Origin of the sequence: uncultured Actinobacillus sp. (assembly GCF_945915845.1) — a bacterium.
Lineage (GTDB): Bacteria > Pseudomonadota > Gammaproteobacteria > Enterobacterales > Pasteurellaceae > Exercitatus.
Map to the genome: position 1 here is coordinate 13,987 of NZ_CAMEFX010000018.1, position 26,003 is coordinate 39,989.

23 protein-coding genes, 1 tRNA gene and 1 pseudogene are annotated in these 26,003 nt (G+C 41.1%); 14 read left to right on the forward strand and 11 right to left on the reverse strand.

Annotated elements, in window-relative coordinates; translation table 11 throughout:
• The first annotated feature begins 62 nt into the window (after positions 1 to 62).
• From crr to Q0O89_RS05915, 4 genes are all read left to right on the forward strand, one after another.
• Positions 63 to 563, forward strand: a complete 501-nt coding sequence (gene crr, locus Q0O89_RS05900) for a PTS glucose transporter subunit IIA (protein WP_293730802.1) — start codon at positions 63 to 65, stop codon at positions 561 to 563.
• 109 nt (positions 564 to 672) lie between these two features.
• Positions 673 to 1,002 (forward strand): YbaB/EbfC family nucleoid-associated protein, encoded by a 330-nt coding sequence (locus Q0O89_RS05905; protein WP_293730803.1) that lies wholly within the window; start codon positions 673 to 675, stop codon positions 1,000 to 1,002.
• 58 nt (positions 1,003 to 1,060) lie between these two features.
• Positions 1,061 to 1,663: a recombination mediator RecR gene (recR, locus tag Q0O89_RS05910; RefSeq protein WP_293730804.1), complete on the forward strand. Its 603-nt coding sequence runs from the start codon at positions 1,061 to 1,063 to the stop codon at positions 1,661 to 1,663.
• A 3-nt stretch (positions 1,664 to 1,666) separates the two neighbouring features.
• The gene (locus Q0O89_RS05915) at positions 1,667 to 2,230 is read left to right on the forward strand and encodes a molecular chaperone (RefSeq protein ID WP_293730805.1); all 564 of its coding nucleotides are present in this window, start codon (positions 1,667 to 1,669) and stop codon (positions 2,228 to 2,230) included.
• 24 nt (positions 2,231 to 2,254) lie between these two features.
• On the opposite strand, the gene yccS is transcribed toward Q0O89_RS05915, so the two are convergent.
• Together yccS and Q0O89_RS05925 are read right to left on the reverse strand one after the other, a co-directional pair.
• Complete coding sequence (gene yccS / locus Q0O89_RS05920) at positions 2,255 to 4,402, reverse strand: YccS family putative transporter (RefSeq protein WP_293730806.1); 2,148 nt, start codon at positions 4,400 to 4,402, stop codon at positions 2,255 to 2,257.
• A gap of 156 nt (positions 4,403 to 4,558) precedes the next feature.
• The gene (locus Q0O89_RS05925; RefSeq protein ID WP_293730807.1) at positions 4,559 to 5,224 is read right to left on the reverse strand and encodes a DUF2057 domain-containing protein; all 666 of its coding nucleotides are present in this window, start codon (positions 5,222 to 5,224) and stop codon (positions 4,559 to 4,561) included.
• Between the two features lie 140 nt (positions 5,225 to 5,364).
• On the opposite strand from Q0O89_RS05925, the gene Q0O89_RS05930 reads away from it, so the two are divergent.
• Positions 5,365 to 5,637, forward strand: a complete 273-nt coding sequence (locus Q0O89_RS05930; protein WP_273383000.1) for an acylphosphatase — start codon at positions 5,365 to 5,367, stop codon at positions 5,635 to 5,637.
• 51 nt (positions 5,638 to 5,688) lie between these two features.
• On the opposite strand, the gene Q0O89_RS05935 is transcribed toward Q0O89_RS05930, so the two are convergent.
• Positions 5,689 to 6,018, reverse strand: coding sequence for a TusE/DsrC/DsvC family sulfur relay protein (locus tag Q0O89_RS05935; RefSeq protein ID WP_135709262.1), 330 nt, complete (start codon positions 6,016 to 6,018; stop codon positions 5,689 to 5,691).
• Positions 6,019 to 6,073: 55 nt separating this feature from the next.
• Positions 6,074 to 6,745, reverse strand: a complete 672-nt coding sequence (locus tag Q0O89_RS05940; RefSeq protein WP_135709263.1) for a Bax inhibitor-1 family protein — start codon at positions 6,743 to 6,745, stop codon at positions 6,074 to 6,076.
• A 192-nt stretch (positions 6,746 to 6,937) separates the two neighbouring features.
• Here Q0O89_RS05940 and Q0O89_RS05945 point away from each other — a divergent pair.
• From Q0O89_RS05945 to mazF, 4 genes are all read left to right on the forward strand, one after another.
• A tRNA-Ser gene (locus Q0O89_RS05945) sits at positions 6,938 to 7,027 on the forward strand.
• A gap of 21 nt (positions 7,028 to 7,048) precedes the next feature.
• Entirely contained in the window at positions 7,049 to 7,249 is a 201-nt protein-coding gene (locus Q0O89_RS05950; protein WP_293730808.1) for a hypothetical protein, read from the forward strand.
• A gap of 226 nt (positions 7,250 to 7,475) precedes the next feature.
• Positions 7,476 to 7,715, forward strand: a complete 240-nt coding sequence (locus Q0O89_RS05955) for an AbrB/MazE/SpoVT family DNA-binding domain-containing protein (RefSeq protein ID WP_273394054.1) — start codon at positions 7,476 to 7,478, stop codon at positions 7,713 to 7,715.
• Positions 7,715 to 8,047, forward strand: coding sequence for an endoribonuclease MazF (mazF, locus tag Q0O89_RS05960; RefSeq protein WP_273394056.1), 333 nt, complete (start codon positions 7,715 to 7,717; stop codon positions 8,045 to 8,047). The genes Q0O89_RS05955 and mazF overlap by 1 nt, the downstream gene beginning before the upstream one ends.
• Positions 8,048 to 8,081: 34 nt before the next feature.
• On the opposite strand, the gene yegQ is transcribed toward mazF, so the two are convergent.
• The gene (gene yegQ, locus Q0O89_RS05965; protein WP_273382164.1) at positions 8,082 to 9,452 is read right to left on the reverse strand and encodes a tRNA 5-hydroxyuridine modification protein YegQ; all 1,371 of its coding nucleotides are present in this window, start codon (positions 9,450 to 9,452) and stop codon (positions 8,082 to 8,084) included.
• Between the two features lie 363 nt (positions 9,453 to 9,815).
• On the reverse strand, positions 9,816 to 12,908 hold the full coding sequence (locus Q0O89_RS05970; protein ID WP_293730809.1) for an FAD-binding and (Fe-S)-binding domain-containing protein: 3,093 nt from the start codon (positions 12,906 to 12,908) through the stop codon (positions 9,816 to 9,818).
• Between the two features lie 431 nt (positions 12,909 to 13,339).
• Here Q0O89_RS05970 and ompA point away from each other — a divergent pair, with 431 nt between their 5' ends.
• Together ompA and grxD are read left to right on the forward strand one after the other, a co-directional pair.
• Positions 13,340 to 14,407, forward strand: coding sequence for a porin OmpA (gene ompA / locus Q0O89_RS05975; RefSeq protein ID WP_293730810.1), 1,068 nt, complete (start codon positions 13,340 to 13,342; stop codon positions 14,405 to 14,407).
• 435 nt (positions 14,408 to 14,842) lie between these two features.
• Entirely contained in the window at positions 14,843 to 15,169 is a 327-nt protein-coding gene (gene grxD, locus Q0O89_RS05980; protein ID WP_293730811.1) for a Grx4 family monothiol glutaredoxin, read from the forward strand.
• 401 nt (positions 15,170 to 15,570) lie between these two features.
• Here grxD and Q0O89_RS05985 read toward each other — a convergent pair whose 3' ends face one another.
• Both Q0O89_RS05985 and rluC read right to left on the reverse strand, forming a co-directional pair.
• Positions 15,571 to 16,074: a hypothetical protein gene (locus Q0O89_RS05985; protein ID WP_293730812.1), complete on the reverse strand. Its 504-nt coding sequence runs from the start codon at positions 16,072 to 16,074 to the stop codon at positions 15,571 to 15,573.
• Complete coding sequence (gene rluC / locus Q0O89_RS05990) at positions 16,074 to 17,033, reverse strand: 23S rRNA pseudouridine(955/2504/2580) synthase RluC (RefSeq protein ID WP_293730813.1); 960 nt, start codon at positions 17,031 to 17,033, stop codon at positions 16,074 to 16,076. The genes Q0O89_RS05985 and rluC overlap by 1 nt, the downstream gene beginning before the upstream one ends.
• A 429-nt stretch (positions 17,034 to 17,462) precedes the next feature.
• Here rluC and rne point away from each other — a divergent pair, with 429 nt between their 5' ends.
• Positions 17,463 to 20,300 carry a ribonuclease E gene (rne, locus tag Q0O89_RS05995; RefSeq protein ID WP_293730814.1) on the forward strand — a complete coding sequence of 946 codons (2,838 nt, stop codon included), beginning with the start codon at positions 17,463 to 17,465 and terminating at the stop codon, positions 20,298 to 20,300.
• 207 nt (positions 20,301 to 20,507) lie between these two features.
• Here the strand turns inward: rne and apbC are convergent, their stop codons facing one another.
• Positions 20,508 to 21,620, reverse strand: coding sequence for an iron-sulfur cluster carrier protein ApbC (gene apbC, locus Q0O89_RS06000; RefSeq protein WP_293730816.1), 1,113 nt, complete (start codon positions 21,618 to 21,620; stop codon positions 20,508 to 20,510).
• Positions 21,621 to 21,764: 144 nt separating this feature from the next.
• Here apbC and metG point away from each other — a divergent pair, with 144 nt between their 5' ends.
• Positions 21,765 to 23,822, forward strand: a complete 2,058-nt coding sequence (gene metG / locus Q0O89_RS06005; protein WP_293730817.1) for a methionine--tRNA ligase — start codon at positions 21,765 to 21,767, stop codon at positions 23,820 to 23,822.
• A gap of 133 nt (positions 23,823 to 23,955) precedes the next feature.
• Positions 23,956 to 24,783 carry an alpha/beta hydrolase-fold protein gene (locus Q0O89_RS06010; RefSeq protein WP_293730818.1) on the forward strand — a complete coding sequence of 276 codons (828 nt, stop codon included), beginning with the start codon at positions 23,956 to 23,958 and terminating at the stop codon, positions 24,781 to 24,783.
• Positions 24,784 to 24,931: 148 nt separating this feature from the next.
• Here the strand turns inward: Q0O89_RS06010 and Q0O89_RS06015 are convergent, their stop codons facing one another.
• Positions 24,932 to 25,684: an alpha/beta hydrolase-fold protein gene (locus Q0O89_RS06015; protein WP_293730819.1), complete on the reverse strand. Its 753-nt coding sequence runs from the start codon at positions 25,682 to 25,684 to the stop codon at positions 24,932 to 24,934.
• Between the two features lie 155 nt (positions 25,685 to 25,839).
• Positions 25,840 to 26,003, reverse strand: a pseudogene (locus Q0O89_RS06020) (carboxylate--amine ligase); the annotation flags it as partial.

Consider the following 26,003-nt stretch of genomic DNA (forward strand, 5'->3'; position numbering starts at 1 on the left):
ATACAAATAGAAATTTTTGCGTTAGAATACACGAAAGTTTCAACTAGTTAGGAGATAGGTAAATGGGCTTTTTTGCTAAATTATTCGGTTCAAAAGAGAGCCAAGCGGTAGATGTGAAAATTTATGCGCCTTTATCAGGTGAAATTGTAAATATTGAAGATGTACCGGATGTGGTTTTCTCTGAAAAAATCGTAGGTGATGGTGTTGCAATTAACCCAACTGGTGACGTAATCGTTGCGCCGGTTGATGGAACAATTGGCAAAATCTTTGAAACTAATCACGCATTCTCAATGGAATCAGCAGAAGGGGTTGAGCTATTTGTTCACTTCGGTATTGATACTGTTGAGTTAAAAGGTGAAGGCTTTACTCGCGTAGCGCAAGAAGGTCAAACTGTAAAACGTGGTGATGTTATCATTAAATTTGATTTAGAACTTTTAAAAGCAAAAGCAAAATCAGTATTAACCCCAATCGTAATTTCTAATATGGACGAAATTAGCCATATTGAGAAAAAAGCAGGTACTGTTGTTGCTGGCGAATCTGAAGTTTTATCACTTAAAAAATAATATTTTGAATAAGAAACCGGTTATTTAAAAGATACCGTTTCTATTTACTCATTATCCTCAAAAGTTCGCTTAGCTTTAAGCGGACTTTTTCTTTCATAAGGAACGTTATATGTTTGGAAAAGCGGGTTTAGGCGGCTTGATGAAGCAAGCGCAACAAATGCAAGAGCGTATGCAGAAAATGCAGGAAGAAATCGCTCAGTTAGAAGTAACCGGCGAGTCTGGTGCAGGGTTAGTCAAAATTACCCTTAATGGCGCACACAATTGTCGCCGTATTGATATCGATCCATCATTAATGGAAGATGATAAAGAAATGTTGGAAGATTTAATCGCTGCTGCATTTAATGATGCTGTTCGCCGTGCAGAAGAATTGCAAAAAGAAAAGATGGCTTCTGTTACCGCGGGTATGCCATTACCACCAGGGTTTAAAATGCCATTTTAATCTAACATTTTAAATTTTCACCGCACTGCTTAAGTGCGGTTTATTTTTAAGGAATTTTATGCAAAGCAGTCCGCTTTTAGAAAGTCTGATTGAAAATCTTCGTTGTTTACCCGGAGTTGGACCTAAATCCGCACAACGTATGGCATATCATTTATTGCAACGTAATCGTAGTGGTGGAATGAATTTAGCGCGTGCATTAACAGATGCAATGTCCAAGATTGGACATTGTCGTTCTTGTCGCGATTTTACTGAAGAAGAAACTTGCCATATATGCAATAATCCTCGTCGTCAGAATTCCGGTTTATTATGTGTTGTCGAAATGCCGGCGGATATTCAGGCTATTGAGCAAACGGGACAATTTTCAGGGCGTTATTTTGTCTTAATGGGACATCTTTCGCCATTAGATGGTATTGGACCAAGAGAAATTGGCTTGGATCTATTGCAAAAACGGTTGCAAGATGAGCATTTTACGGAAGTCATTTTAGCCACCAATCCAACCATTGAAGGAGATGCAACCGCGAATTACATTGCTGAACTTTGTTTCCAGCAAGGTATTAAAGTGAGCCGTATTGCACATGGTATTCCTGTAGGGGGAGAACTTGAAATGGTTGATGGTACAACGCTTACCCATTCTTTCTTAGGACGTAGAGAATTAGGATAATTTATGTCAGAACAAGGTTTAAATAATTTTTCTTTGGTTAGTCGTTTATTTGGCAATCTTTTTTATCGCGCGCCTAAGGATGACATTCTAGCCGGTGTCTTTTCTTGGTTACAGCAAAAAGGCCTTGAGCAAGTCTGGGCGTTAGAGACGGATAAAGAAAGCCAATCAGCGATTGAGAGTTTACAAATGCCAATTGCCCTTGATGTATTACAAACTGAATATAATGGGCTATTTATGGGGGAAAATGCGATTTCCACGCGACCTTCAGATTATGGCGTCAATATGGATGATTTTGTTCAGTTTAGACAAGAACGTGGTATGCCGATGGTAGAAAGTGCGGATCATTTTGGGGTGGTTTTTCTTACTGCTTCTTGGATCGAAGACAATTTAGATTCAGTCGAGGCGCAACGCCAGCTCTTTGAACGTTTCTTATTACCTTGTGCCACTAAGTTTTTGGTTAAAGTGGAAAACAACGCCAAATTACCTTTTTATCGCGCGCTAGCGGTATTAAGTCGCGAAATTCTGGCTGCTATGGCAGATGAATTAGAGGAAGTTGAGACAACGTAGCTTTTTATTGATAGATAAACAGCACTAATCGACGGAATTTATTTTTTTATTCAAGGCAACATACAAGGGCTGTAGTGCTTGTAATATCATGGTTAATTGTTGCAATGGTGTAGCAAAAATAAGCTGGTTATTGAGTTCGTTCTGCTCAATATATTGTTTTAACTGGTTTTCAATTTCGTTGTATTGAACGTGAAATAAAGTTTCATCAATGGATTGAATATTTTCTAATAATCCAATGATATCTTTAGCGATAGGATAAAACTCACCAAGAAATTCGCAGTCCTGCTTTATTTTCAACATGTTTTTGCGATAAGCACCCAATGCAGAAATATAACTTAACAATGTGCTATTAATTTGAACTAACTCAAAACCTTGAGCCAAATAGGCGGCATATTTCTTTGGTTCACTATTCATCATGGAAATCGTATTGTTTAATGCCATCGCACTTTCATGGGCATTACGTCGTGCAATACGATATTGCAAATCATCCCCTTTGCCAAATTGAAGATGGCAAATAATATGTAATAAATATTTTGCATCCGTTAGGATAGCCTGACGACTGACTTTATCAAGTTGCAAGTATTTCCAATCTGGCATGATAAATGACACGGCAATCCAAGCTAAACCGGCGCCAATCAGTGTGTCGATAAAGCGCGGTAAGGTCGCATCATAAATGTTGAAACCCATAATATCAAAGCTCGCTAACACCTGAATGGTAATGAAGAATGTGGAATAACTGTAATTGTTACTACGGAAAAAATAGAACAATGTGCTACTGATTACCACAACGGCAAGTTTTGCTTCAATGGTGGATGTCATATAAGGTAAGAATGAACCCACTAATACCCCAAGCAGTGTGCCAATAATCCGTTGTTTTAACCGCACTTTTGTGGCGGAATAATTGGGTTGACAGACAAAAATTGCAGTGAGCAAGATCCAATAACCCCGATCCAACTGTAAATGAAAAATTTCCACCACGGAACAACAAATAAATACCACAATAGACAAGCGTAGGGCATGGCGAAATAATTGAGAATTTAAGCTAAAGTGACCGGCAATACGCGCCATAATATTGCGTAAACCCGTGATGTTTTCCGTATAAATTTGTGCGCGTTCATTTTGCTCTTCACGGTGTTGTGATTGTTCTAAATGACGTAGTTGCCAATCGATATTTTGCAAATTTTCCAATAAAGTGCGGATAGATTGTAAGGTATTTTCTGAACATTGAATTTGAGAGTCATTCACATACAATTCAAAAGATTGCACAATACCTTGAACCGCGCGTTCTAGCCTTTTGTTATATTGGTAATCCTGACCTTGTTGTAAGGTTAAGGCAATATCACGGCAGGCTTGCGCTTCTAACTCAAGTAAACGTTGCATACGGAAAATTAAATCGGAATTTCGCAGATGTATGACTAATTGTTCATAGTCAAAATAGGCGGAATTCGCACGCTCGTGAATATCTTGCGCGGCAAAATAAAAACGCAGCATTTTATTCGTGTGCGCCTGACGGTGTTGACCACGCATTCGACTAAATAAGGCTGTTCGCGTTAGATTAAATGCCGCAATTAACGCACTGTTTTTCATGGCTAATTCAAGTTGTTTTTGTTCTAAAGATTCCACATCATCGGGATCAAAAAAATCTGATTTCGCATCAAGATAATCCGCGAGAGCCAAAAAAGAACGAATGAGACTTTCTTGTACAGGGCGATTAGGGAAAAATAAATGAACTACCACGGCAACGGTGCTATAAAGCAATGCACCGCATAAAATCATCAAAGGATTAATATACCAAACGGTTTCAGGTAAATAGGTTAAGGTGGTATAAAGTGCGACAACTAATGTACCAAAGGCAATGGTGCTGTAACGCTGTCCTACCGCCCCTAGCATCGTAAAAATAAAGGTCATCGCCGTCATGGCAAGGATAAATAAAGCACCTTGATGAAGAAAAAATTGGGCTGTCAGCGATGAAATAGAAAAAGCGAGTAAAGTATAAAAAATATTGCGTAAGCGACCACTTAGGCGATCATCTAAATCCACTAACCCACCGGCAATCACACCAAGAACAAGAGGCATACTCCATTGTGAAATATCGAATAGCCAAACTAAAATCGCTGCAATATTTACGGCAATAAAAATAGGTAAGCTAGTGATCACTTTGGTATTAAGCATGGTGTTTTACTCGTATAGTAAAATGCTAAGTCGATTATTTGACGCTAGTGTAATTGGTGATTGAAAATAAACAGAGCCTAATATTTGGGCGGGTCCAACCCCGCCCAAGTCGTTATACCGATTCATGGATAGGTACAACCCATCCTTGTATCAAACTTATTTTTGTTTTTTCACCCAGTCTAAGAAACGCTGTTGAGTTTCTTTATCTGCTTGTTGATACCAATATTGTAACATTTGCTCAGCTGCATTTTCGCCTTGAACAGTGACTTTGCCTTTTTGAATTTTTCCATTTGCTCCAACGGTTGCCATTGTTGCCGGGAGTGTTGCTGTCGCAAAACCTGCCACTGCCGCAGGCGCACCGGATGAGTTATAGTCTGAAAGATTTTCAACTAGGTTAACATTTGGTAAGAAACCCTCTTGTTTCAAGTATTCTTGTTTAGTTGAAATTTCATTACCGGACACGGTTTTTACTGTAATTTTTGGTGAGGCTTTAAATGCTTCAGCATCACGGTCATCGGATAGTTTTGGCGCTGAAATAAGAATATCTTCAGCTGAGCCTTGGAATGTTACCACGATGGGATCACTTTCAAATAAAGTACGGTCAGAACCTGAACGTACAATCTCACTGACACGCACTACAACTTGGTGTGTATTGGTATCATTGATGTTAAATGAGCGCGTTTCTTTTAAAAGAGATTTACTTGCTTTTTGACCATCAATAGCTAAAAAGTCAATATTTGATGAACCCGTTACCACGCTTGCTAAGCTAACAGAGCTGGCAAATAAAGTTGTAGCGGCAATGGCTGCTAAACGAAATTTCATAATAACTCCTTCCAAGGATATTTAAGATTTAAAGCCTACGCTTTATACAAAAGCGTTACTGCGTATGCTATGCTAAATTTAAATAAATGAAAATAGCCATACAGAAAAAAAACGTTATTTTTTGTGTTAAGGATGAAACTATGGAAAAAAGACAATTTACCGTTTATGGGCGTGTTCAAGGTGTGGGTTTTCGTTTCTATACGGCACAACAGGGGACAAAATTAATGTTAAATGGCAGTGTAAAAAATCTTTCGGATGGTTCAGTCTTGGTTATTGCCATCGGAAATAGCGAAGCGGTAAACCGGTTACGTCAATGGTTAAAGACAGGATCACCGGCAGCCAAAGTGGAACGAATCATTGAACAAGAATATATTGGCGGGCGTGAGTTTACCGGTTTTAAGATTGAACGATAAAGTTGTAAAAGTGCGGTTAAAATCTCGCTATTTTTAACCGCACTTAACCCTTTACAAACATTTCGCAGGCTTGGGCAACCCGGCCAATTTAGTCGCCTGTTTAGCCGGACCATCAGGAAATAAACGTTGCAAATAACGGCTATTGCCTTTTTCTTCACCTAACTTTTCTGCCATCGCTTTGACCAGCATACGAATAGCCGGGGAAGTTTTATATTCTTCATAAAAATGACGTACAAAATAAATGACTTCCCAATGAGCATCCGTTAACGCCAAATTCTCTTTTTCCGCAATGGCACGCGCAACGTCTTCATTCCATTGACTCATGTCCATTAAATAGCCTGAAGGATCCGTTTCAATTTGAATATTATTTATGGTTAGCATATTGATAGTCAACGTAAAAAACGCCCCAAATGGGGCGTTGGTGATTTAGGACTGATTATTCATCACGGTTGAAAATCGTTAATAAATTCAACAAGCTGATAAATAAGTTATAAATAGAAACGAATAAGCTTACGGTCGCACGAATATAGTTTGTTTCGCCGCCATGAATAATATTACTGGTTTCAAATAAAATCGCGGCACTTGAGAATACTACGAATAAACCACTTAAGGCAACTTGTAATGCAGGCATTTCTAAGAAAATATTGGCAATCATCCCGACCAGTAACACGATAAATAACGTGAACATCATACCGGAAAGGAATGACATATCTTTTTGGGTCGTTAATACGTAAGCTGAACAGGCGAAGAATACTGCCGCAGTACCGCCTAATGCTAAGATCACGAGATCGCTTAACCCCGCGCCCACATACATATTTAAAATCGGTCCAACGGTATAACCTAAGAACCCGGTGAATGCGAAAGCCGCAATAATACCGGCACCGCTATTCGCAAGGCTATTGGTTAAGAACAATAGACCATAAAATCCGGCCAAGGTCACAATAATCCCCGGACGTGGTAAACCTAAAGACATTGAAATATAGGCAACGACCGCAGAGAATGTTAGCGTTAATGCCAATAAAAAGTAAGTGTTGCGTAACACTTTGTGAGTTTGCAGTAATGATGTTGATTCATCACGACCACCAAAAACAATACGAGATTGTTGCATAGACTTTCCTTATAAATGAGTGAAGAAACTGTTGTTAAATTAAAGTTAATTTAGAGAAATGTCAAAATATATTTTACCAAAAACGGCGGTAGTTTCAGCAATCTGAACAAAATATCATCTCTTGACAGTAATTTACAAAGTTTTGGTTTACGCTTAATAAAAACTATATTATACTCTGCGCCACTTAACCGCGGAAGAATGGCAGAGCGGTTGAATGCACCGGTCTTGAAAACCGGCGTGGATGCGAGTCCACCCTGAGTTCGAATCTCAGTTCTTCCGCCATCTTATTCAAAGAAAGTCGCAATGTTGTTATACAATGTTGCGGCTTTTTTGTTTAACACACTTTCAAACCGTGCAACAGCATTAGAAAACCCGCATCAACGCCATGATGGCTACGGAAATTTAGTGAATGATAGAGCTATTTTGGAATTAACTGCTAAAAAACCAAGAGCAGAATTATTTTCAGTTATTCCCAAGGGAGATAGCATAAAGCCAAATGATTAAATAAAAACCCCCTAATCCAAAAGAATTAGAGAGTTGGTTAGGTAGCCTTGGGTAACTTAGCTTTCCAACGCCTTCGATTTATTACATTATAGATCAGCTAAAATAAAAAGCTATTTATTTTTTTTGGGAAAGATGAACAGATCCTAGAATTGTGGCTTTTTGCTTTTTCAATCTTGTATTTTCAAATGCATAACGATATTATACAATGTATAACTAAGGAGACTGTATGCAATTAGCAATCAAAAAATGGGGTAATAGTGTTGGTATCCGAATTCCATCCCCAATTCTAACCGCTCTTCAACTTCAAGCTGAAAATATAGTTGATATCCGTGCTGAAAATGGCAAGATTATTATTGAACCTATACGTAATGATTATAATTTGAGCCAACTCTTGGCAGAGATTACACCTGATAATTTACATTCTGAAATTACGACAGGGCCAGTGGTTGGTAAGGAATTATTGTAATGGCGTATATTCCTGATATTGGTGATATTATTTGGTTGGATTTTGATCCTCAAGCTGGACATGAACAGGCTGGACATCGACCTGCGGTAGTATTAACGCCTGCTGCTTACAATGATTTAACGAGTCTATTGATTTGTTGTCCTTTAACAACAAAAATTAAAGGGTATCCTTTTGAAGTGGAAATTAATGGCAAACCTAAGAATGTTGTATTGTCAGATCAAGTTAAAAGTTTAGATTGGCGGGTAAGGCGAGCGGAATTTAAAGGGAAAATTAGTTTGGATGAATTAGATGAGATGCGTAAGAAAATTGCACTTTTGCTTGGTCTCAAATAACAAAAATGCCCTTTAATCCAAGGGCATTTTATCTTTATTTCTGATGCGGATTTCGTGTATTTGTTCCGCTTAAATTACGCATTAATAACGCATAGTCTAATTCCACATCTTCAGGCACATCCAAATACACAAAATGCCCATCGCCAAGACCGGCTTCAACGAGCTCATTTTTGCGGTTTAGCATACGGTTAATTTGGAACACCACATTGCCTTTTGGTGTCATCATTTCTACTTCGTCACCCAATAAGAATTTATTTTTCACCGCCACTTCAGCCATACCTAAATCGTTGCGCTTACCCGTGAATTCGCCCACAAATTGTTGACGCTCAGAGATAGAATAGCCGTAATCGTAGTTTTGATATTCATCATGGTTATGACGGCGCAAGAAACCTTCCGTATAGCCGCGGTGTGCCAGACTTTCTAAGGTGCTTAATAAGCTTTCATCAAAAGGCTTGCCGGCTGCTGCGTCATCAATGGCTTTACGGTAAACTTGAGCTGTTCGCGCGCAGTAATAAAAGGATTTGGTACGACCTTCAATTTTTAGCGAATGTACGCCCATTTGGGTCAAACGCTCAACGTGTTGTACCGCACGCAAATCCTTCGAGTTCATAAAATACGTCCCATGCTCATCTTCAAAGGCAGTCATTTGCTCATCAGGGCGGTGTGGTTCCGTGTATAAGAACACTTTATCCGTAGTTTGCCCTTCCCCTAAGGTTGGTGCCACATTTTTCACGTCAATTTCAGGTTCATATTTTGGCACAATATTGCCCACATCATCCGTGGTGCCTTCTTGCATGTTATATTCCCAACGGCAAGCATTGGTACAAGTACCTTGGTTTGAGTCGCGTTTATTAATATAGCCCGAAAGCAAACAACGCCCGGAATAGGCCATACATAATGCGCCGTGTACGAAAATTTCGAGCTCAATATCAGGCACATGCTCACGAATTTCTTCAATTTCTTCTAATGACAATTCGCGCGATAAAATCACACGGGTTAAGCCCATTTGTTTCCAAAATTTCACTGTCGCCCAGTTAACCGCATTGGCTTGTACCGACAGATGAATATCCATTTCCGGGAAGTTTTCGCGCACCAACATAATCAAGCCGGGATCAGACATAATTAATGCGTCAGGTTGCATATCCACCACGACTTTCAAATCCTTAATAAAGGTTTTCAGTTTGGAGTTATGGGGCGCAATATTCACCACCACATAAAATTTCTTACCTAACTGATGGGCTTCATCAATGGCTATTTTCAAATTTTCGTGATTAAATTCGTTATTACGTACACGCAAGCTATAGCGTGGCTGCCCGGCATAAACCGCGTCAGCGCCATAAGCAAAGGCGTAACGCATATTTTTCAACGTACCCGCAGGGGAGAGAAGTTCAGGTTTAAAAGTCATAAGTTTTCCATTTGTCTGAGTTCAAGTCAGGAGTTCGCACAAGGCGAACCGTTAAAGGCGAGCATTTTAGCATAAAGCGCGGTGAAAAATGGAATGATTTTTGGCAATAAAAATTGGAGGCACTGTATACCGCAGACGGTTGACGAGCTTTAATTGGCTCTCGCCCGTTTACGGGAGAGAGACAGCCGAAAGATTCGTTCAGAATCTGTAGGCAGAGAGAGGGGGAGCTATATTAATTTTCCCCTCTCCCTCCGAAAATCCTACGGATTTTCTCCACCCTCTCCCGTAAACGGGCGAGGGGTAAATAGCGCTCTTTTATTCAGCCCCGGCGGGCTGGGTTGAACTAGCCTAGCACGGCTCGTGCTAGGCAGTTTCAAACAACCCCAACAACGCTTGAACAGGATGTTTCGGTTTAAATTGTTCGATACGTTTAACCTGGCTGCGGCAGGAATAGCCTGTGGCTAAACAACGTTCTTGTGGCTTGCCTTGCATTTTTTCGCCCCAAGATTGATCGTAAATTTCGCGCGACATTTGTTGATTTTGCACTTCGTGACCAAACACACCGGCCATACCGCAACAGCCCACAGTTTGTACTTGCAAGGCTTCGCCAAACGCGGCAAAAATTTGCTGCCAGTCTTTTGGGCTGGTTGGCATTGCCGTGGCTTCCGTACAATGTGGGAACAAATACCAAGGTTCAGGTGTGGAAGTGCGGTCAGAAATGCGCAAGTTTTTCACCGCACTTTGTACGTTTTCAGATTGCAATTCCGCTTTCAACCATTCATGTGATGTGAGAACTTTAAAATTGCCCCGATTTTCGCCTAACACTTCCTGATATTCATCGCGATAAGACAGCACAATAGCCGGGTCAACGCCCACCAATGGCACGCCCAATTTTGCCACGCGGTTTAACATGTCCGCTTGATTCTTCGCAGTACGCGTAAATTGTTTTAAGAAGCCTTTAATATGTTGCGCTTTACCATTAGGACGGAACGGTAACAAAATGGCTTGGTAGCCTAATTTTTGCGTTAATGCCACAAAATCTCGCACGACTTTAGCATCGTAATAAGATGTCCAAGGATCTTGCACCACCAAAATTAAATTCGCTTTCTCTGTATCCGATAAGCTTTCCAACTTTTCCAAGGATTGACCTTGATAGCCGATTTCCACTAACTGTTTGTCTAAATTCGGTTGTGAAAGCAACGGCAAATCCGTCATTCCAATGGTTTTTTCCACCGCACTTTGCACCAGTTTCATTTTGGTGAAGAAGTTAAAAACTTGCGGGGCTTTCGCCATATAAGGCGCGGCAAGTTCCAAATTAGCGACCACATAATCTTTCACAGGGCGCAAATAGCGTTGATGATAAAAATAGAAGAATTTTGAGCGGAAACTTGCCACATCAATTTTGATCGGACATTGGCTCGCGCAGGCTTTACAGGCAAGACAGGTGTCCATGGCTGCTTTGACTTCGTGGCTGAAATCATATTCTTCTTTTTTCTTAAAGCTATTTTTGATTTTTTGTACAAAGTCGTTAAGCTTCACTTCGGCATGTTGGAAATCCAATTCCGCAGGCTGAACATTTTCATTTGCCATTAATTTCAACCACTCACGTACCATTGCCGCCCGCCCTTTTGGCGAGAAAACACGGTTACGCGAGATTTTCATAGACGGACACATGGTGCTGTGAACATCAAAATTAAAGCACAAACCATTGCCGTTACAATTCATTGCACCGCTAAATTCTTCGCGAATTTGAATCGGAATTTGGCGATCGTGATCTGCGCGCATATCCGATAACAAACCATAAAGTTCATCATCGCAATTTAACGGTGTACAGATTTTTCCAGGGTTTAGACGATTTTCAGGGTCAAATAAGAATTTGATATAACGCAGTTCTTGCCAAAGTTCAGGGGTAAAGAATTTTTCGCCATAACAAGAGCGCACGCCTTTTCCGTGTTCCCCCCAAATTAAACCGCCGTATTTTAAGGTGAGATCCGCCACGCTATCGGAAATTTTCTTAAATAATTCCACCTGTGCACGGTCAGTTAAATCAAGGGCAGGACGCACGTGTAACACGCCGGCATCCACGTGGCCAAACATCCCATATTGTAGATTATGCCCATCCAATAAGGCGCGGAATTCCAAAATATAATCCGCCAGATGTTCAGGCGGCACGCAAGTATCTTCCACAAAGGCAATAGGTTTTGCCCAACCTTTTGCATTCCCTAATAAACCTACAGCTTTTTTACGCATCGCATAAATACGGTTGATACTGTCGAGATCGTGGGTAACTTGATAACCGATAATGTTATCTTCGCCGTTGGTAATTTTTTCCTCTAATTGTGCGCAAAGTGCGGTCACTAATTCGGTGATTTTGCGTTGATCATTGCCGGCATATTCCACGATATTCAAACCTAAAATCGGGTTTTCTTCCGTTTCCGTTAACAAATCGCGCACAGAATGCCAAATAATATCTTCTTTGGCTAAACCTAATACTTTGCTATCGACGGTTTCAACGGAGAGCGCGTTGGCTTTAACCATAAATGGTGCATTGCGCAATGCGGCGTTGAAAGAGCTGTATTTTACGTTAATTAAGGTACGGAATTGTGGAATCGGTGTGAGATCCAGTTTAGCTTCGCAAATAAAAGCCAGAGAGCCTTCAGATCCTGTTAAAATTCGGGTTAAGTTAAATTCGCTTTCATCATCATTAAAGACATTTTTGAGATCATAGCCTGTTAAGAAACGATTAAGCTGAGGCAGATCATTAAGAATTTGTTGGCGTTTTTCTTTGGTGCGCGCGAAAATTTCTTGATGAAGTTGACGACCAAGTGCGGTTAAATTTGGGGGTAAATTTTGCGCGAAGTTTTCCGTTTTTATGGCACCGGTTTCTAAAATTTCCCCATTGACCAACACGGATTTTAATCCCAGCACGTGGTCGGAAGTTTTGCCGTATTGCAAGGAACCTTGTCCTGAGGCATCTGTATTAATCATACCGCCCAAGGTGGCGCGATTGCTGGTGGAGAGTTCAGGGGCAAAAAATAAGCCGTGGGGTTTTAAGAATTGATTTAGCTGATCTTTGACCACGCCTGCTTGCACACGAACCCAACGTTCTTTGACGTTGAGTTCCAAAATGCCGGTCATATGGCGCGATAGATCCACGATAATCGTATTATTGAGCGCTTGACCATTTGTCCCTGTGCCGCCACCGCGCGGTGTAAAACGCAGTGAACGATATTTATCTTGTTGCCCTAATTTGGTTAAACGCACCACATCAGCAACGGATTTCGGAAATAAAATCGCTTGTGGTAATAATTGGTAGACGCTGTTGTCGGTGGCAAGGCTTAAACGGTCGGCATAATGAGACGCCATATCGCCTTCAAAGGATTGGGCTTTTAAATCTTCGAGATAATCTTTGACCAGCGGATTTAAGGCTGGAACTTGGGATAAACGGGGTAACATAATGAACTCTATAAATTAGGTAAGAAAAGTAACTGAATGGATTTTAGCATATAAAAAGAAAAAAATTGGGTTAAATCGCGATCAAGAATGGGGTATTTTGTTTAAAAAATAATCTAAAAATCCATTTTTGGACAAAAAATAAGCAAAATAACAAAAAATAATTGCTTTCCTATTTTTATGGTAGATAATACGCACACTTTTGAAACGTTCTTTTGAACTTCAGTTTAAAAGAAAGGAATTTGTCAAAAGGAAGACAGGGCAAATTCAAACCCTTAAGCGTATATTTGGACAGCAATTTTGTAAAAAAGTTTTATTTTTTATAAAAAAGGTTTAAAATATACATAGCACAAGAAATTGTGTTTGGACTTCAGCTATATCAGCTGATACAAATTTTTTAATTAAGATGACTAAATATTAAGAGGATCATCACAATGAAAAAAACAGCAATCGCATTAGCTATCGCTGGTTTAGCAGCAGCAACAGTTGCGCAAGCAGCTCCACAAGAAAATACATTCTACGCAGGCGCTCGTGTGGGTTGGTCTGCAATGCACCACGGTGTTGAACGTACAGCAGATGAGTTAGGTGTTGGTTATAACCGTAACTCTGTAACTTACGGTGTGTTTGGTGGCTACCAAATCTTAAACCAAAACAACTTTGGTTTAGCAGCTGAATTAGGTTACGATTTCTTCGGTAAAAACCGTGTTCGTGAAGCTGGTGAAGGTACTGGTTACCACACAGCACACGGTGCAAGCTTAGCATTAAAACCTAGCTACGAAGTATTACCGGGCTTAGATGTTTACGGTAAAACCGGTGTTGCAATCGTTCGTAACATGTACAAAGATGGTAAAGGCGATGAAGCACCTAAATACAACAAAACTAAAGCATCTTTAATCTTAGGTGCTGGTGTTGAATATGCAATCTTACCAGAGTTAGCAGTTAACTTAGAATATCAATGGTTAAGTAAAGCAGGTAACTTAGATAAAGCTTTAACTAAAGAAGATATCGCTAACACTAACTACAACTACAACCCAGACATCCACTCTGTAACTGCAGGTATCTCTTACCGTTTCGGTCAAGGTGCAGCACCGGTTGCAGCGCCTGAAGTTGTAAACAAAACTTTCACTTTAAACAGTGATGTAACTTTCGCATTCGGTAAAGCAACATTAAAACCTGAAGCAGCTGCAACATTAGACGGTATCTACGGCGAAATCGCACAAGTAGCTAACCCGGCAGTAGCAGTTAACGGTTACGCTGACCGTATCGGTAAAGATGCAGCTAACTTAAAACTTTCACAACGTCGTGCAGAAACAGTAGCTAACTACTTAGTTTCTAAAGGTGTTGACTCTAACGCAATCACAGCAACCGGTTACGGTGAAGCAAACCCAGTAACTGGCGCAACTTGTGATAAAGTTAAAGGTCGTAAAGCGTTAATCGCTTGCTTAGCACCAGACCGTCGCGTTGAAGTTCAAGTTCAAGGCAACAAACAAGCTACTATGTAATTTACTTGTCTAAGTCATTAGATAACTAAATTCAAAAAAGCCCCAAGCAGTGATGTTTGGGGCTTTTGTATTGGGTGACTAGGGTCTGTTTATCTTTCAATAAAAGGCTGCGGCGGAGCTTATTTTTTCCCAATCAAGGCAAAAAAACTGCCGTTTAGTCATTCTAAACAAAGTTTTTTTAACACAGAGTGGGCAAAAAAGAAGCCCGCCCCTTCGGGTTGTGCCTAAAAAAGCCATCGTCGTTGTTGTAAAACTTGTAAATAGTCCTGCTATTAACTGCGTTTTACGCCTAGCCGATGGCTTTTTTAGGCGACAACGCAGCTTTTTATTGAAAGATAAACAGACCCTAGAATAACTTATTAAATCACTTGGTTTATCATGGAATTCTGTTACAATGATGCCACTTTAATAGGTTGATGATTAAAAGGAAAAACAATGGAAACTTTAGAGAAAATCAAGAAACAAATCGCAGAAAATCCAATTTTAATTTATATGAAAGGTTCACCTAAATTGCCATCTTGTGGTTTTTCAGCTCGTGCTGCAGAAGCGTTGATCAACTGCCAAGTGCCATTTGGTTATGTGGATATTTTACAACATCCTGATATTCGCGCTGAGTTACCAAAATTTGCGAACTGGCCAACATTCCCACAATTATGGGTTGAAGGCGAATTAATTGGTGGTTGCGATATTATGTTAGAAATGGCGCAATCAGGCGAGCTACAAACCTTATTAAAAGAAGTCGCAGCCCGTCATCCTGCTTAAATCTTATCTAATCAAAGTTCATCTTTGAGAAATGACCTAGCGCGAGCCGTGCTAGGTTCATTAAGTCCAGTCCCGCTGGAGCTGAAAGAAAGAGCCACAGAGCGGCTCAGACTGCTGACAAACATCAAATAACATTGTAGGGACACACTGCGTGTGTCCGAAAATGATTAATTCAATCAAAAAGGTGTAAAAAAATTGATGACGGACACACGCAGTGTGTCCCTACAGTCATTTCATATCAAGATATTTTTGAAATCAAAATATTTCAGATTATTAAGTAAAACTTTTGGGATGCAGATCAGCTCGTATAGGGTTGTTAACGATCTGAACGGACATCGCTTTGGCGTATGTCCGTTTTATTTTCGGGCTGTTTATTTAGCAATAGAAAGCTGAGATGGCACTTATTTTTTATGGCATTCACCTAATATATTTTTTTTATCAACTTCGTCAATTTGCTCTAATTTCATATGACGCTTCGTTAATCCCACAATATTGAAACTCAGACCCTCCGCAAGATTTGTATTTTGCTGAACTTCATTAAAGAGCGTATTTTCCGCTTGGCGTAGTTTCTCATTTTGCTTTAATTTTTGTTCTGTTTCTTTAGAATGCATGCGTACGGCATTGTTTTGCTCAGAACGAATGATAAGCATGCGATCTTTTAAAGACCAATTGCCAATCTGTTTATATTCATAAGCCCATTTTTGATCAAAAATGATAATGCCTGTTGTCACCATTTGACTATCAGGACGCAGATCTAGGTTAAAACCATCGATCGCAAGACCATCCATGTAAGGAATTCGGCAATACCATTCGCCGACTACAGCTTGCATCGGAATAGGGGGATTGACTATTGCAAGCGCATAATGGCTGGCAAGAAGTACGGTGGAAAGTAAACCTGATTGCATTATTTTGTCTCTCGTAATTTTTTCAAAATACCCTTCATCTGCTCATCCAAAGGTGCATTTAAGCGTAAGGTTTCCCCGGTTTTAGGATGTTCAAAACGAATGCTGGCGGCGTGTAAAAAGAGACGGTTTAGTCCCAAGGCACGCATTTGTGCATCAAACTCTTTATCACCGTATTTATCATCCAAGGCAATGGGATGGCCGGCGTGTAACGTATGCACACGAATTTGATGTGTCCGACCTGTCACAGGCGAAGCCTTAACTAAGGTTGCCGTTGGATAACGTTCTTCGATAGAAAAACGTGTTTCAGAGGGTTTTCCTTCTTGGCTGACTTTAACAATACGTTCACCACTGGCAAGTTCATTTTTTAATAATGGTGCCTGTACCACTTTAACATGCGATTGCCATTGTCCTCGCACTAACGCTAAGTAATCTTTTTGCACGGTTTTTACACGCAATTGTTCGTGCAAATGACGCAAGGCCGAGCGTTTTTTTGCTACCAGTAAAATACCCGAAGTATCGCGGTCTAAACGATGCACTAATTCTAGAAATCGGGCTTCAGGTCGCAACGCACGCAATCCTTCAATCACCCCAAAGCTCAAACCACTACCGCCATGTACAGCAATCCCCGATGGCTTATTGATCACTAACAAACAATCGTCTTCAAAGATAATTTGTTGTTCAAGGCGAGCGACTTTATTTAATTTACTGGAAACTGGAGATTGTGTTTTTTCCGACACACGCACAGGCGGTATACGCACGACATCACCGCATTGTAGCTTATATTCCGGCTTAATCCGTCCTTTATTTACGCGTACTTCACCTTTGCGCACAATGCGATAAATTAAACTTTTGGGAACCCCTTTTAGTTTAGCAAGAAGATAATTGTCAATACGCTGACCTGCTTCATCCTCAGAAATTTCAAGCGTTTTTACGGCCGCATTAATGATTTTTTCTGTCATATTTTATGGTTGGGAGAATAAAAATTGCGTAGAGTTTAGCATAGTTCCGCCTTGATTTAAATTCTGAAATGCCTTGCGAAAATAGTGTATTTCGCCCATAATAGTGCGGATTTTTGTCTGCTGAAAGTGCGGTGATAAAAAATGCTGTTTTTAAGCGCATATCACTCTCGTCATGGAACAAAAATCATCGTGATTTTGTTAAATGGTTCATAAATGCAGTTTAGACGTAAGACATTTGTTTTTAACAAAAAAGACTAAATTACCCACTTTTTGCCAACCTATTTGGCAAGCTGTAATCAATGCGCCCAGCTAACGGATTGTCGTGAGGACAAGCTATAGCGACAAACACGAGGTCGATTACGGTGAGATTTGAGTTCAAGTGCGGTTTAATTCGGTATCGTTTTAAGAAATAACAGAGAATTTTTACCAATGAAAAGAATGTTAATTAATGCAACTCAAAAAGAAGAGTTGCGCGTTGCGCTGGTAGACGGGCAACGTTTATTTGATTTGGATATTGAAAGTCCGGGTCACGAACAGAAAAAAGCAAACATCTACAAAGGAAAAATCACACGAGTTGAGCCAAGTCTTGAAGCGGCTTTCGTGGATTATGGTGCAGAACGTCATGGTTTCTTACCGTTAAAAGAAATTGCGCGTGAGTATTTCCCTGCAGATTATGTGTACAACGGTCGCCCGAACATCAAAGATGTGATTAAAGAAGGGCAAGAAGTGATCGTTCAAGTGAACAAAGAAGAGCGTGGCAACAAAGGGGCGGCGTTAACCACCTTTGTTTCATTGGCAGGTAGTTATTTGGTTATCATGCCGAACAACCCAAGAGCAGGTGGGATTTCTCGCCGTATCGAAGGGGACGAACGTCTTGAATTAAAAGAAGCCTTGAGCTCTTTGGATGTGCCGGAAGGGGTGGGCTTAATTGTTCGTACTGCCGGGGTAGGTAAATCGCCTGAAGAATTGCAATGGGACTTAAAAGTTTTACTTCACCATTGGGAAGCCATTAAACAGGTTTCAGAAAGCCGTCCGGCTCCTTTCTTGATTCACCAAGAAAGTGATGTGATTGTACGCGCAATCCGCGATTATTTGCGTCGTGACATTGGCGAAATTTTGGTGGATAGTCCGAAAGTTTATGAGAAAGCCAAAGCCCATATTAAATTAGTGCGTCCGGATTTTATTAACCGCATTAAACTTTATCAAGGCGAAGTGCCGCTATTTAGCCATTACCAAATTGAATCACAAATTGAATCCGCATTCCAACGCGAAGTGCGTTTGCCTTCCGGCGGTTCCATTGTTATCGATGTAACAGAAGCGTTAACGGCTATCGATATTAACTCAGCACGTTCAACGCGAGGTGGTGATATCGAAGAAACCGCGTTAAACACTAATCTTGAAGCAGCGGATGAAATTGCACGTCAATTACGTTTGCGTGACTTAGGGGGGTTAATCGTCATCGACTTTATTGATATGACCCCGGTTCGTCACCAACGCGAAGTGGAAAATCGTATGCGTGATGCGGTACGCCAAGACCGTGCGCGTATTCAAATTAGTCGTATTTCACGTTTCGGTTTATTAGAAATGAGCCGTCAACGTTTAAGTCCGTCTTTAGGTGAATCTTCAAGCCACGTTTGTCCACGCTGTCAAGGCACAGGTAAAGTACGTGACAACGAAAGTTTATCTTTATCGATTTTACGTTTAATCGAAGAAGAAGCCTTAAAAGAAAATACCAAACAAGTACAATGTATTGTGCCTGTTCAGATTGCGTCTTACTTGCTCAATGAAAAACGCAAAGCCATTCGCAGCATTGAAAAACGTCATGATGTTGATGTAGTTGTGGCACCAAATGAAGCCATGGAAACACCGCACTTTAGCGTTTTCCGCGTTCGTGATGGTGAAGATTTAAATGTATTGAGCTACAACTTAGCGAAATTACACGAAACCCATGAAGAGTTATTTGCTGCAGAAGAAAGTTTAGTTTCGCGCAACACGGATATAGCCCCGGAAAGTGAACCGGAAGTCGCCGCATTGTCTATGACGATTTCAGAAGCGGCGCCGGTGGTCGAGCCAAAAGTGGAAGCAAAACCGTCTTTACTGTCTCGCATTATCGCGGCAATTAAAGGGTTATTTGTTTCTGAACCAAAACCGGAGCCAAAAAACAACAGCCGTAATCGTAATAACCGCCGCAATAATGAACGCCGTAATAATCGACGTTCACGTAATGAGCGTAAATCATCAGATGAAAGCCATGTAGAACGTACAGAACTTCGTCAAACGGAACGTGCGAATGAACGCACACAACGCCGTAATGCGCGTAAAACGAGTTTAGCGGAGGAAACCCTGGCAAATGAGGTGGCTTTAGAGAACGGGGTTGACGCGCAAGAAGACAAAGCGGTCACTCGTCAACGCCGCGAACGTCGTGATTTACGCAAAAAAGTGCGTATCAATAACGATGTGGCAAATGTGGAAAGCATTGAAAATACAGATGAGCTTGCTGTGGTAGAAAGTGCGGTAGAATCTGTCGCTGTTTCTGCGCCTGAGGCAGAAGCGCAAGCATCGGTACCAGCACAAAATAACCGCCGTGAACGCAATAATAATCGCCGTTCAGCGCGTCATTTGCGTGGTAATAATCAACGCCGCCGCCGTAATGAAAATGCTTCACCAATGCCATTAATTTCAGCAGCAGCGTCACCGGAACTGGCTAGCGGCAAAATTTGGATTGACTATAGCAATGTACAAAAACAGAAAGAAAGCGTGAATTTCTTGTCTGTGGATGAATTGCTAGAACAGCAATCTCAGCAAAGGGGCAACGCTGAGTCAAATGTTGACGTCAATATGCCGGCATCGGCGATTGTTGAGAAAGCAGAAAGCCATGTTCAACCGCTAGGCTTAATTACGCAACCTGCAAATGAAGCTGTAGAGAAAAAAGTTCAAGAGTCTTTAGAGCGTTTAGATGCGGAACAGCGTTTATTGGAACAACAAGCGGCAGAAAGTATTGTGACTGTTGAGCCGGAAAGTGCGGTTAAAAATACCGTAGAATTTGAACGCACTTATCAGTTTACAGGTCGCCTTGGAACATTCTCAGCAGTGCAACATACGCAAGCGCAAATGACTTTGGCGAAAGCCAGTGACGAAGTGCCTGAACCCTTTAAGATCGTCGAATGGACGGAAAGCCGTTATTATTTCTATGGCAAGGGCAGCGCAGGGCATCATAGTGCAGTGAGCCATGTGTTTAGCGAACCAACCAAAGCGCAAGCGGAATAAAGACGGAGTCATAAAGGAAATCCGATGAGTAATAACCTAGCACGAGCCGTGCTAGGTTCATTAAACCCAGCCCCGCTGGGGCTGAAAAAAGAGCCGCAGAGCGGCTCAGATTAAGTAACCCTATACGACTCGTATAGGGTTTGTTAACGGTCTGAATCCGATGAGCAATCATCGGATTTTCATTTTATGGTAACAGCCCAAAGCGAGTTACTTCACTTCTCGAAACATAATTTCCCCGGGTATGACAGCACCTTGCCAATATAATTCGCTAGCCACTTTTTCCGCTAATTGCAAATAGGCATGACGGATTTCTTCATTTGAATGAGATACCACGGTCGGAACGCCATTATCTAAATCTTCACGCAAGCAAATATGTAGTGGTAATTGCCCCAATACATTCACGCCATATTTTTCCGCAATTTTTTCTGCGCCGCCTGTGCCGAAAATCGGTTCATGATGGCCGCAGTTTGAGCAAATATGCATGGACATATTTTCCACAATTCCCAATACAGGCACAGAAACCCGTTCAAACATCGCGATACCTTTCACAGCGTCTAACAAGGCAATATCTTGCGGTGTCGTCACCACAATGGCACCTGTAACAGGAATTTGTTGCGACAAAGTCAATTGAATATCGCCTGTGCCGGGTGGCATATCGATAACAAGATAATCTAATTCATTCCACAAGGTTTCATTGAGCAGTTGGCTCAACGCACTGCTTGCCATAGGCCCACGCCAAATGGTGGCGTTATTGGCGTCCATTAAATAACCAATGGAATTGGTTTGTAAACCGTGGGCAATGACGGCGTTGATATGTTGATTATCCGGGGAAGTCGGGCGTTGATCCGCTGCGCCAAGCATATGCGGTATGGAAGGCCCATAAATATCCGCATCTAACAACCCCACTTTTGCCCCTTGTGCTTGCAAGGCGAGAGCAAGGTTTACGCTAGTGGTGGATTTCCCAACCCCCCCTTTGCCGGACGTAACGGCGATAATATTTTTTACCCCTTTAACGGCAGGATGATTATTGGCACGTTTTAAGGTAGCGATTTGATAATGCAACGCCCATTTGATTTCTTTGGCATCTGCTGTCTGTAATAATGCAGGAGATAATTCCGCTTTGAGTTGTTCAAAGGCGGTATTCCACGCAAAAGGCATTTGCAGTTCAATGCGTAAAACATCCCCACCTTTTTCAATTTTTTTCACCGCACTTAAAGCAATTAAATCTTGTTGTAAGCTTGGGTGTTGAAACTGTTTGAAGATTTGCTCAAGTTGAGCTTGTTGATCAGCTTGAAGATTGGCTGAAAATTGGATAGACATAATATTTCCTAAACACTAGAGTAAAATTCTCTGTTATTAAAACATGAACGGATTAAACTGTTAAGTAAAATTGGGTTCAACTGGAAAAAATACCGCACTTCAGGTAAAATTCCCGCAATTTTTAGCAAATTTAAGGTTATTACAATGTCAAAACAAAACCGTCAAATCCTTGTTACTTGTGCGTTACCTTACGCAAATGGCCCCATTCACCTAGGGCATATGCTTGAACATATTCAAGCGGATATTTGGGTACGTTTCCAACGCATGCGTGGTAACGAAATTCATTTTGTTTGTGCAGACGATGCGCACGGCACGCCTATTATGTTAAAAGCGGATCAAATGGGCATTACACCGGAGCAATTAATAGCCGAGGTACAACAAAGCCATTATGCGGATTTTTGCGGTTTTAACATTAGTTTTGATAACTATCATTCTACCCATAGCGATGAAAACCGTGAATTATCTGAAATGATTTACACGCGTTTAAAAGAAAACGGTTTTATTAAAAGCCGTACTATTTCGCAATTATTCGATCCTGAAAAATCCATGTTCTTACCTGATCGCTTTGTAAAAGGGACTTGCCCAAAATGTAAAGCGGAAGATCAATATGGCGACAACTGTGAAGTTTGTTCAGCCACTTATAGCCCAACGGAACTCATTAACCCACGTTCAGCCGTATCGGGTGCAACGCCGGTAGTGAAAGAGAGTGAACACTTCTTCTTTGATTTACCGAGTTTTGAAGCGATGCTTAAAGAATGGAACCGTTCTGGCGCGTTGCAATCCGAAGTGGCAAACAAAATGCAAGAATGGTTTGATAGTGGTTTACAACAATGGGATATTTCTCGTGATGCGCCGTATTTTGGTTTCAAAATCCCCGGCACAGAAAATAAATATTTCTACGTTTGGTTAGATGCGCCTATTGGTTATATGGCTTCTTTCCAAAACCTATGCAAACGCGAACAGATTGATTTTGACACTTTCTGGAAAAGAGACAGTAGTGCAGAGCTTTATCATTTTATTGGTAAAGATATTATGTATTTCCACAGTTTATTTTGGCCGGCGATGTTAGAAGGGGCAAGTTTACGCAAACCAAGCAATATTTTTGTACATGGTTATGTGACAGTGAACGGCGAGAAAATGTCAAAATCGCGTGGTACTTTTATTCAAGCCGCCACTTATCTCAAACATTTAGATCCTGAATGTTTGCGTTATTACTACGCCGCGAAGTTAAGCAATCGTATTGATGATTTAGACTTGAATCTTGAAGATTTTGTACAACGTGTGAATACGGATTTAGTGAATAAATTGGTGAATTTGGCTTCACGCAACGCAGGTTTTATCCAAAAACGTTTTGACGGCAAATTAGCCGTGCAATTAGATGATCAAGCTTTATTTGATGAGTTTATTGCACAATCGGAACAAATCGCGACTTATTATGAAAATCGTGAATTTGGTAAAGCCATCCGTGAAATTATGGCATTAACGGATAAAGCCAATAAATACGTGGACGACAAAGCCCCTTGGGTGATTGCGAAAGAAGAAGGGCGCGATGCTGAGTTACAAGCGGTGTGTTCTCAAGGGATTCAAATGTTCCGTGTGTTAATGGGCTATTTGAAACCGGTACTACCAAAATTAGCGGAACGTTCAGAAGCATTTTTACAAGCAGAATTAACTTGGGAAAATCTTGCGCAACCTTTATTGGCTCACCAAATTGCACCGTTTAAAGCTTTATTCAGTCGCTTAGATCCAAAACAAATTGACGCGATGATCGAAGCATCAAAAGCGGAAAATGCTGCAGCCAATAGCGCGCCAAAAACAGAAAAAACACCGGAAAAATCCACCGCAGTTTCTACCGAATTTGAGCCTGTGGAAGCTGAAATCAGTATTGATGATTTTGCCAAAATTGATATGCGGGTAGCAAAAGTTATTCACTGTGAAGCGGTGCCGGAAAGCAATAAGTTGTTGAAATTCCAATTGGATTTAGGTTTTGAACAACGCCAAGTCTTCTCAGGTATTAAAGCCGCGTATAACAAACCCGAAGATCTGATTGGTCGTCATGTGATTGTTGTCGCAAACCTGGCACCACGTAAAATGAAGTTTGGTTTGTCAGAAGGGATGATTTTATCCGCCGGCACCGGTGGCGTAGATTTGTTCTTGCTTGATGTGGATACAGGCGCAAAAGCAGGTAGTCGTGTGATGTAATTCACTAATACGACACTCACCATGTCATACTAACAACATCTATGGTGTGGTGATTGCAGGGACAGGTTTTATGCCTGTCCGTTAATACCGGCGATATGCTTTACAGGATGTTTTTTACTCGAGACCTTTTACAATGCGAGATCCTCTTCAATATTATTTCCTTGAAATGCGTGAGCATTACCTTAATGTGCCTTATTTGAATCAGCAGCGCCGAATTCGGGTGCTATTACCAAAGGGCTATCGTGAAGAAGCCGGTCATTATCCGGTTCTTTATATGCACGATGGGCAGAATGTTTTTTACAGCAAAGAATCTTACTCGGGCTATTCTTGGAAAGTGATTCCAACGATTAAACATCATAAAGAATTCCCTAAAATCATTATTGTTGGGATTGATAATGCCGGGGCGGATCGCCTTGATGAATATGGTCCTTGGCAAACGGACACAGGATCAACACCGGATACGCAAAATGCAGGTGGTTATGGGATGGCATATGGGCGATGGGTAGTGGAAACCGTGAAGCCTTTTATTGATCATCATTATCGTACCAAACCGGATCGTGAGCATACTTTACTTGCAGGGAGTTCGATGGGTGGGATTATTACCGCTTATATGGGCGCAGAATATCCGGATGTATTTGGGCATTTAGGTGTTTTTTCACTGGCTTCGTGGTTTAGTGAACCTGCTTTTATGGCATTTATTCATTCACATCCCTTAAGTCAATCAAGCAAGGTATTTATTCAAGTGGGAACAAATGAAGGTGATGATGCTGATGCGATGTTTATTTCTAATATGAACCAAGCTTATATTGATTGTACATTACGTTATTATCAAGCGTTGTTACGTACGGGGCATCCTATTGATAATATCCGCTTGAAAATTATGGCAAATGAAATTCACCACGAAATGCATTGGGCGGATCACTTCGTAGAGTTTTTACGGTTTTCGTTGTTGAATCGGTAGGGGATGATGTCGTGGCTTTTGGTACTGTACGGGCGAAACATCTTTCGCCCGATATTCCCCTCTAGGGTTCATTCCAAATAATTGCGAAAAAATAAGGGCAAAAATATTTTGCCCTTACAAAGTGCGGTTGTTTTTCGATTAATTTTGATTAGATAATCCCTTGCTCTTCTAATTTACCAAGGAAGTACGGCATTTGCATGCGCCATAACGGCCAGTCGTGTGCCATATCGTGCCCCCAGTAATCGAACCAACCTAAAATACTTTTACCTTCAAAGGCAGCTTGTAGGCGGCGAGTATCAACAACATGTTGCTCTTCCCATGCGCCTTGTCCCACGGCAACGATATAGTGATTTTGGCGGTAACGATCTAAGAACCAACTGTCATGTTGATTCCAAAGGTAGTCAATTGGTGAGTTAAAATAAACCGCTTCATCGCCGTAGTATTCATTAGTAAAGAAACGTGCATCATAAACACCACTTAACGCAATTGCCGTATCAAACAGATCAGGATGGCGTAGTGCAAAGTTAATCGTATGATATGCGCCCATACTGCAACCCGTTGCGATCATTGCGCCGCTCCAATGAGATTCATGGCGGATTAATGGCACTAATTCATTCACAATATAGCGGTCGTAAGCGTTATGCGCTTGTGCCATATCGTGTCCCGATTTCCATTCTGCCAGCCAAGATTCGCTATCAAAAGAGTCGGGGGTATAGAATTTAATTAAGCCACGTTCGATAAAAGAACGGCAAGCATCAATCATACCAAAATTGCCGTATTCGTTTTGGTTTCCGCCTGATGAAGGGAACACAATAACAGGTTTACCTGCGTGTCCATAGACGTTGAAATGCATTTCACGTCCTAATTCGCCACTCCAGTGGCTACGTCTTTCAAAGTGCATTTTTATCCTCTTACAATTAAAAATCCCCTCTTTTTGATTATTGTTCCGTAGGGACGCCACGCCTGGCGTCCGTAAAAAAAGGTCAATCTTGTAATTAAAATGGACGCCAAGCGTGGCGTCTCTACAATAATCTTCAAAGAGAGAAGTTGTTTAAATTATTGTTTCTCTTGGGCAAAATGAACGATTTCGTGCATTTGTTCCATGGTTTCTGTACGAGCCAGAATACCGTGTTCGCCCATAATTTTAGCAAACACACCTGGAACCGTTTGCACGCTGATGATGTTGCCTGCGTATTTTTGACATACTTCATCAATGCTGT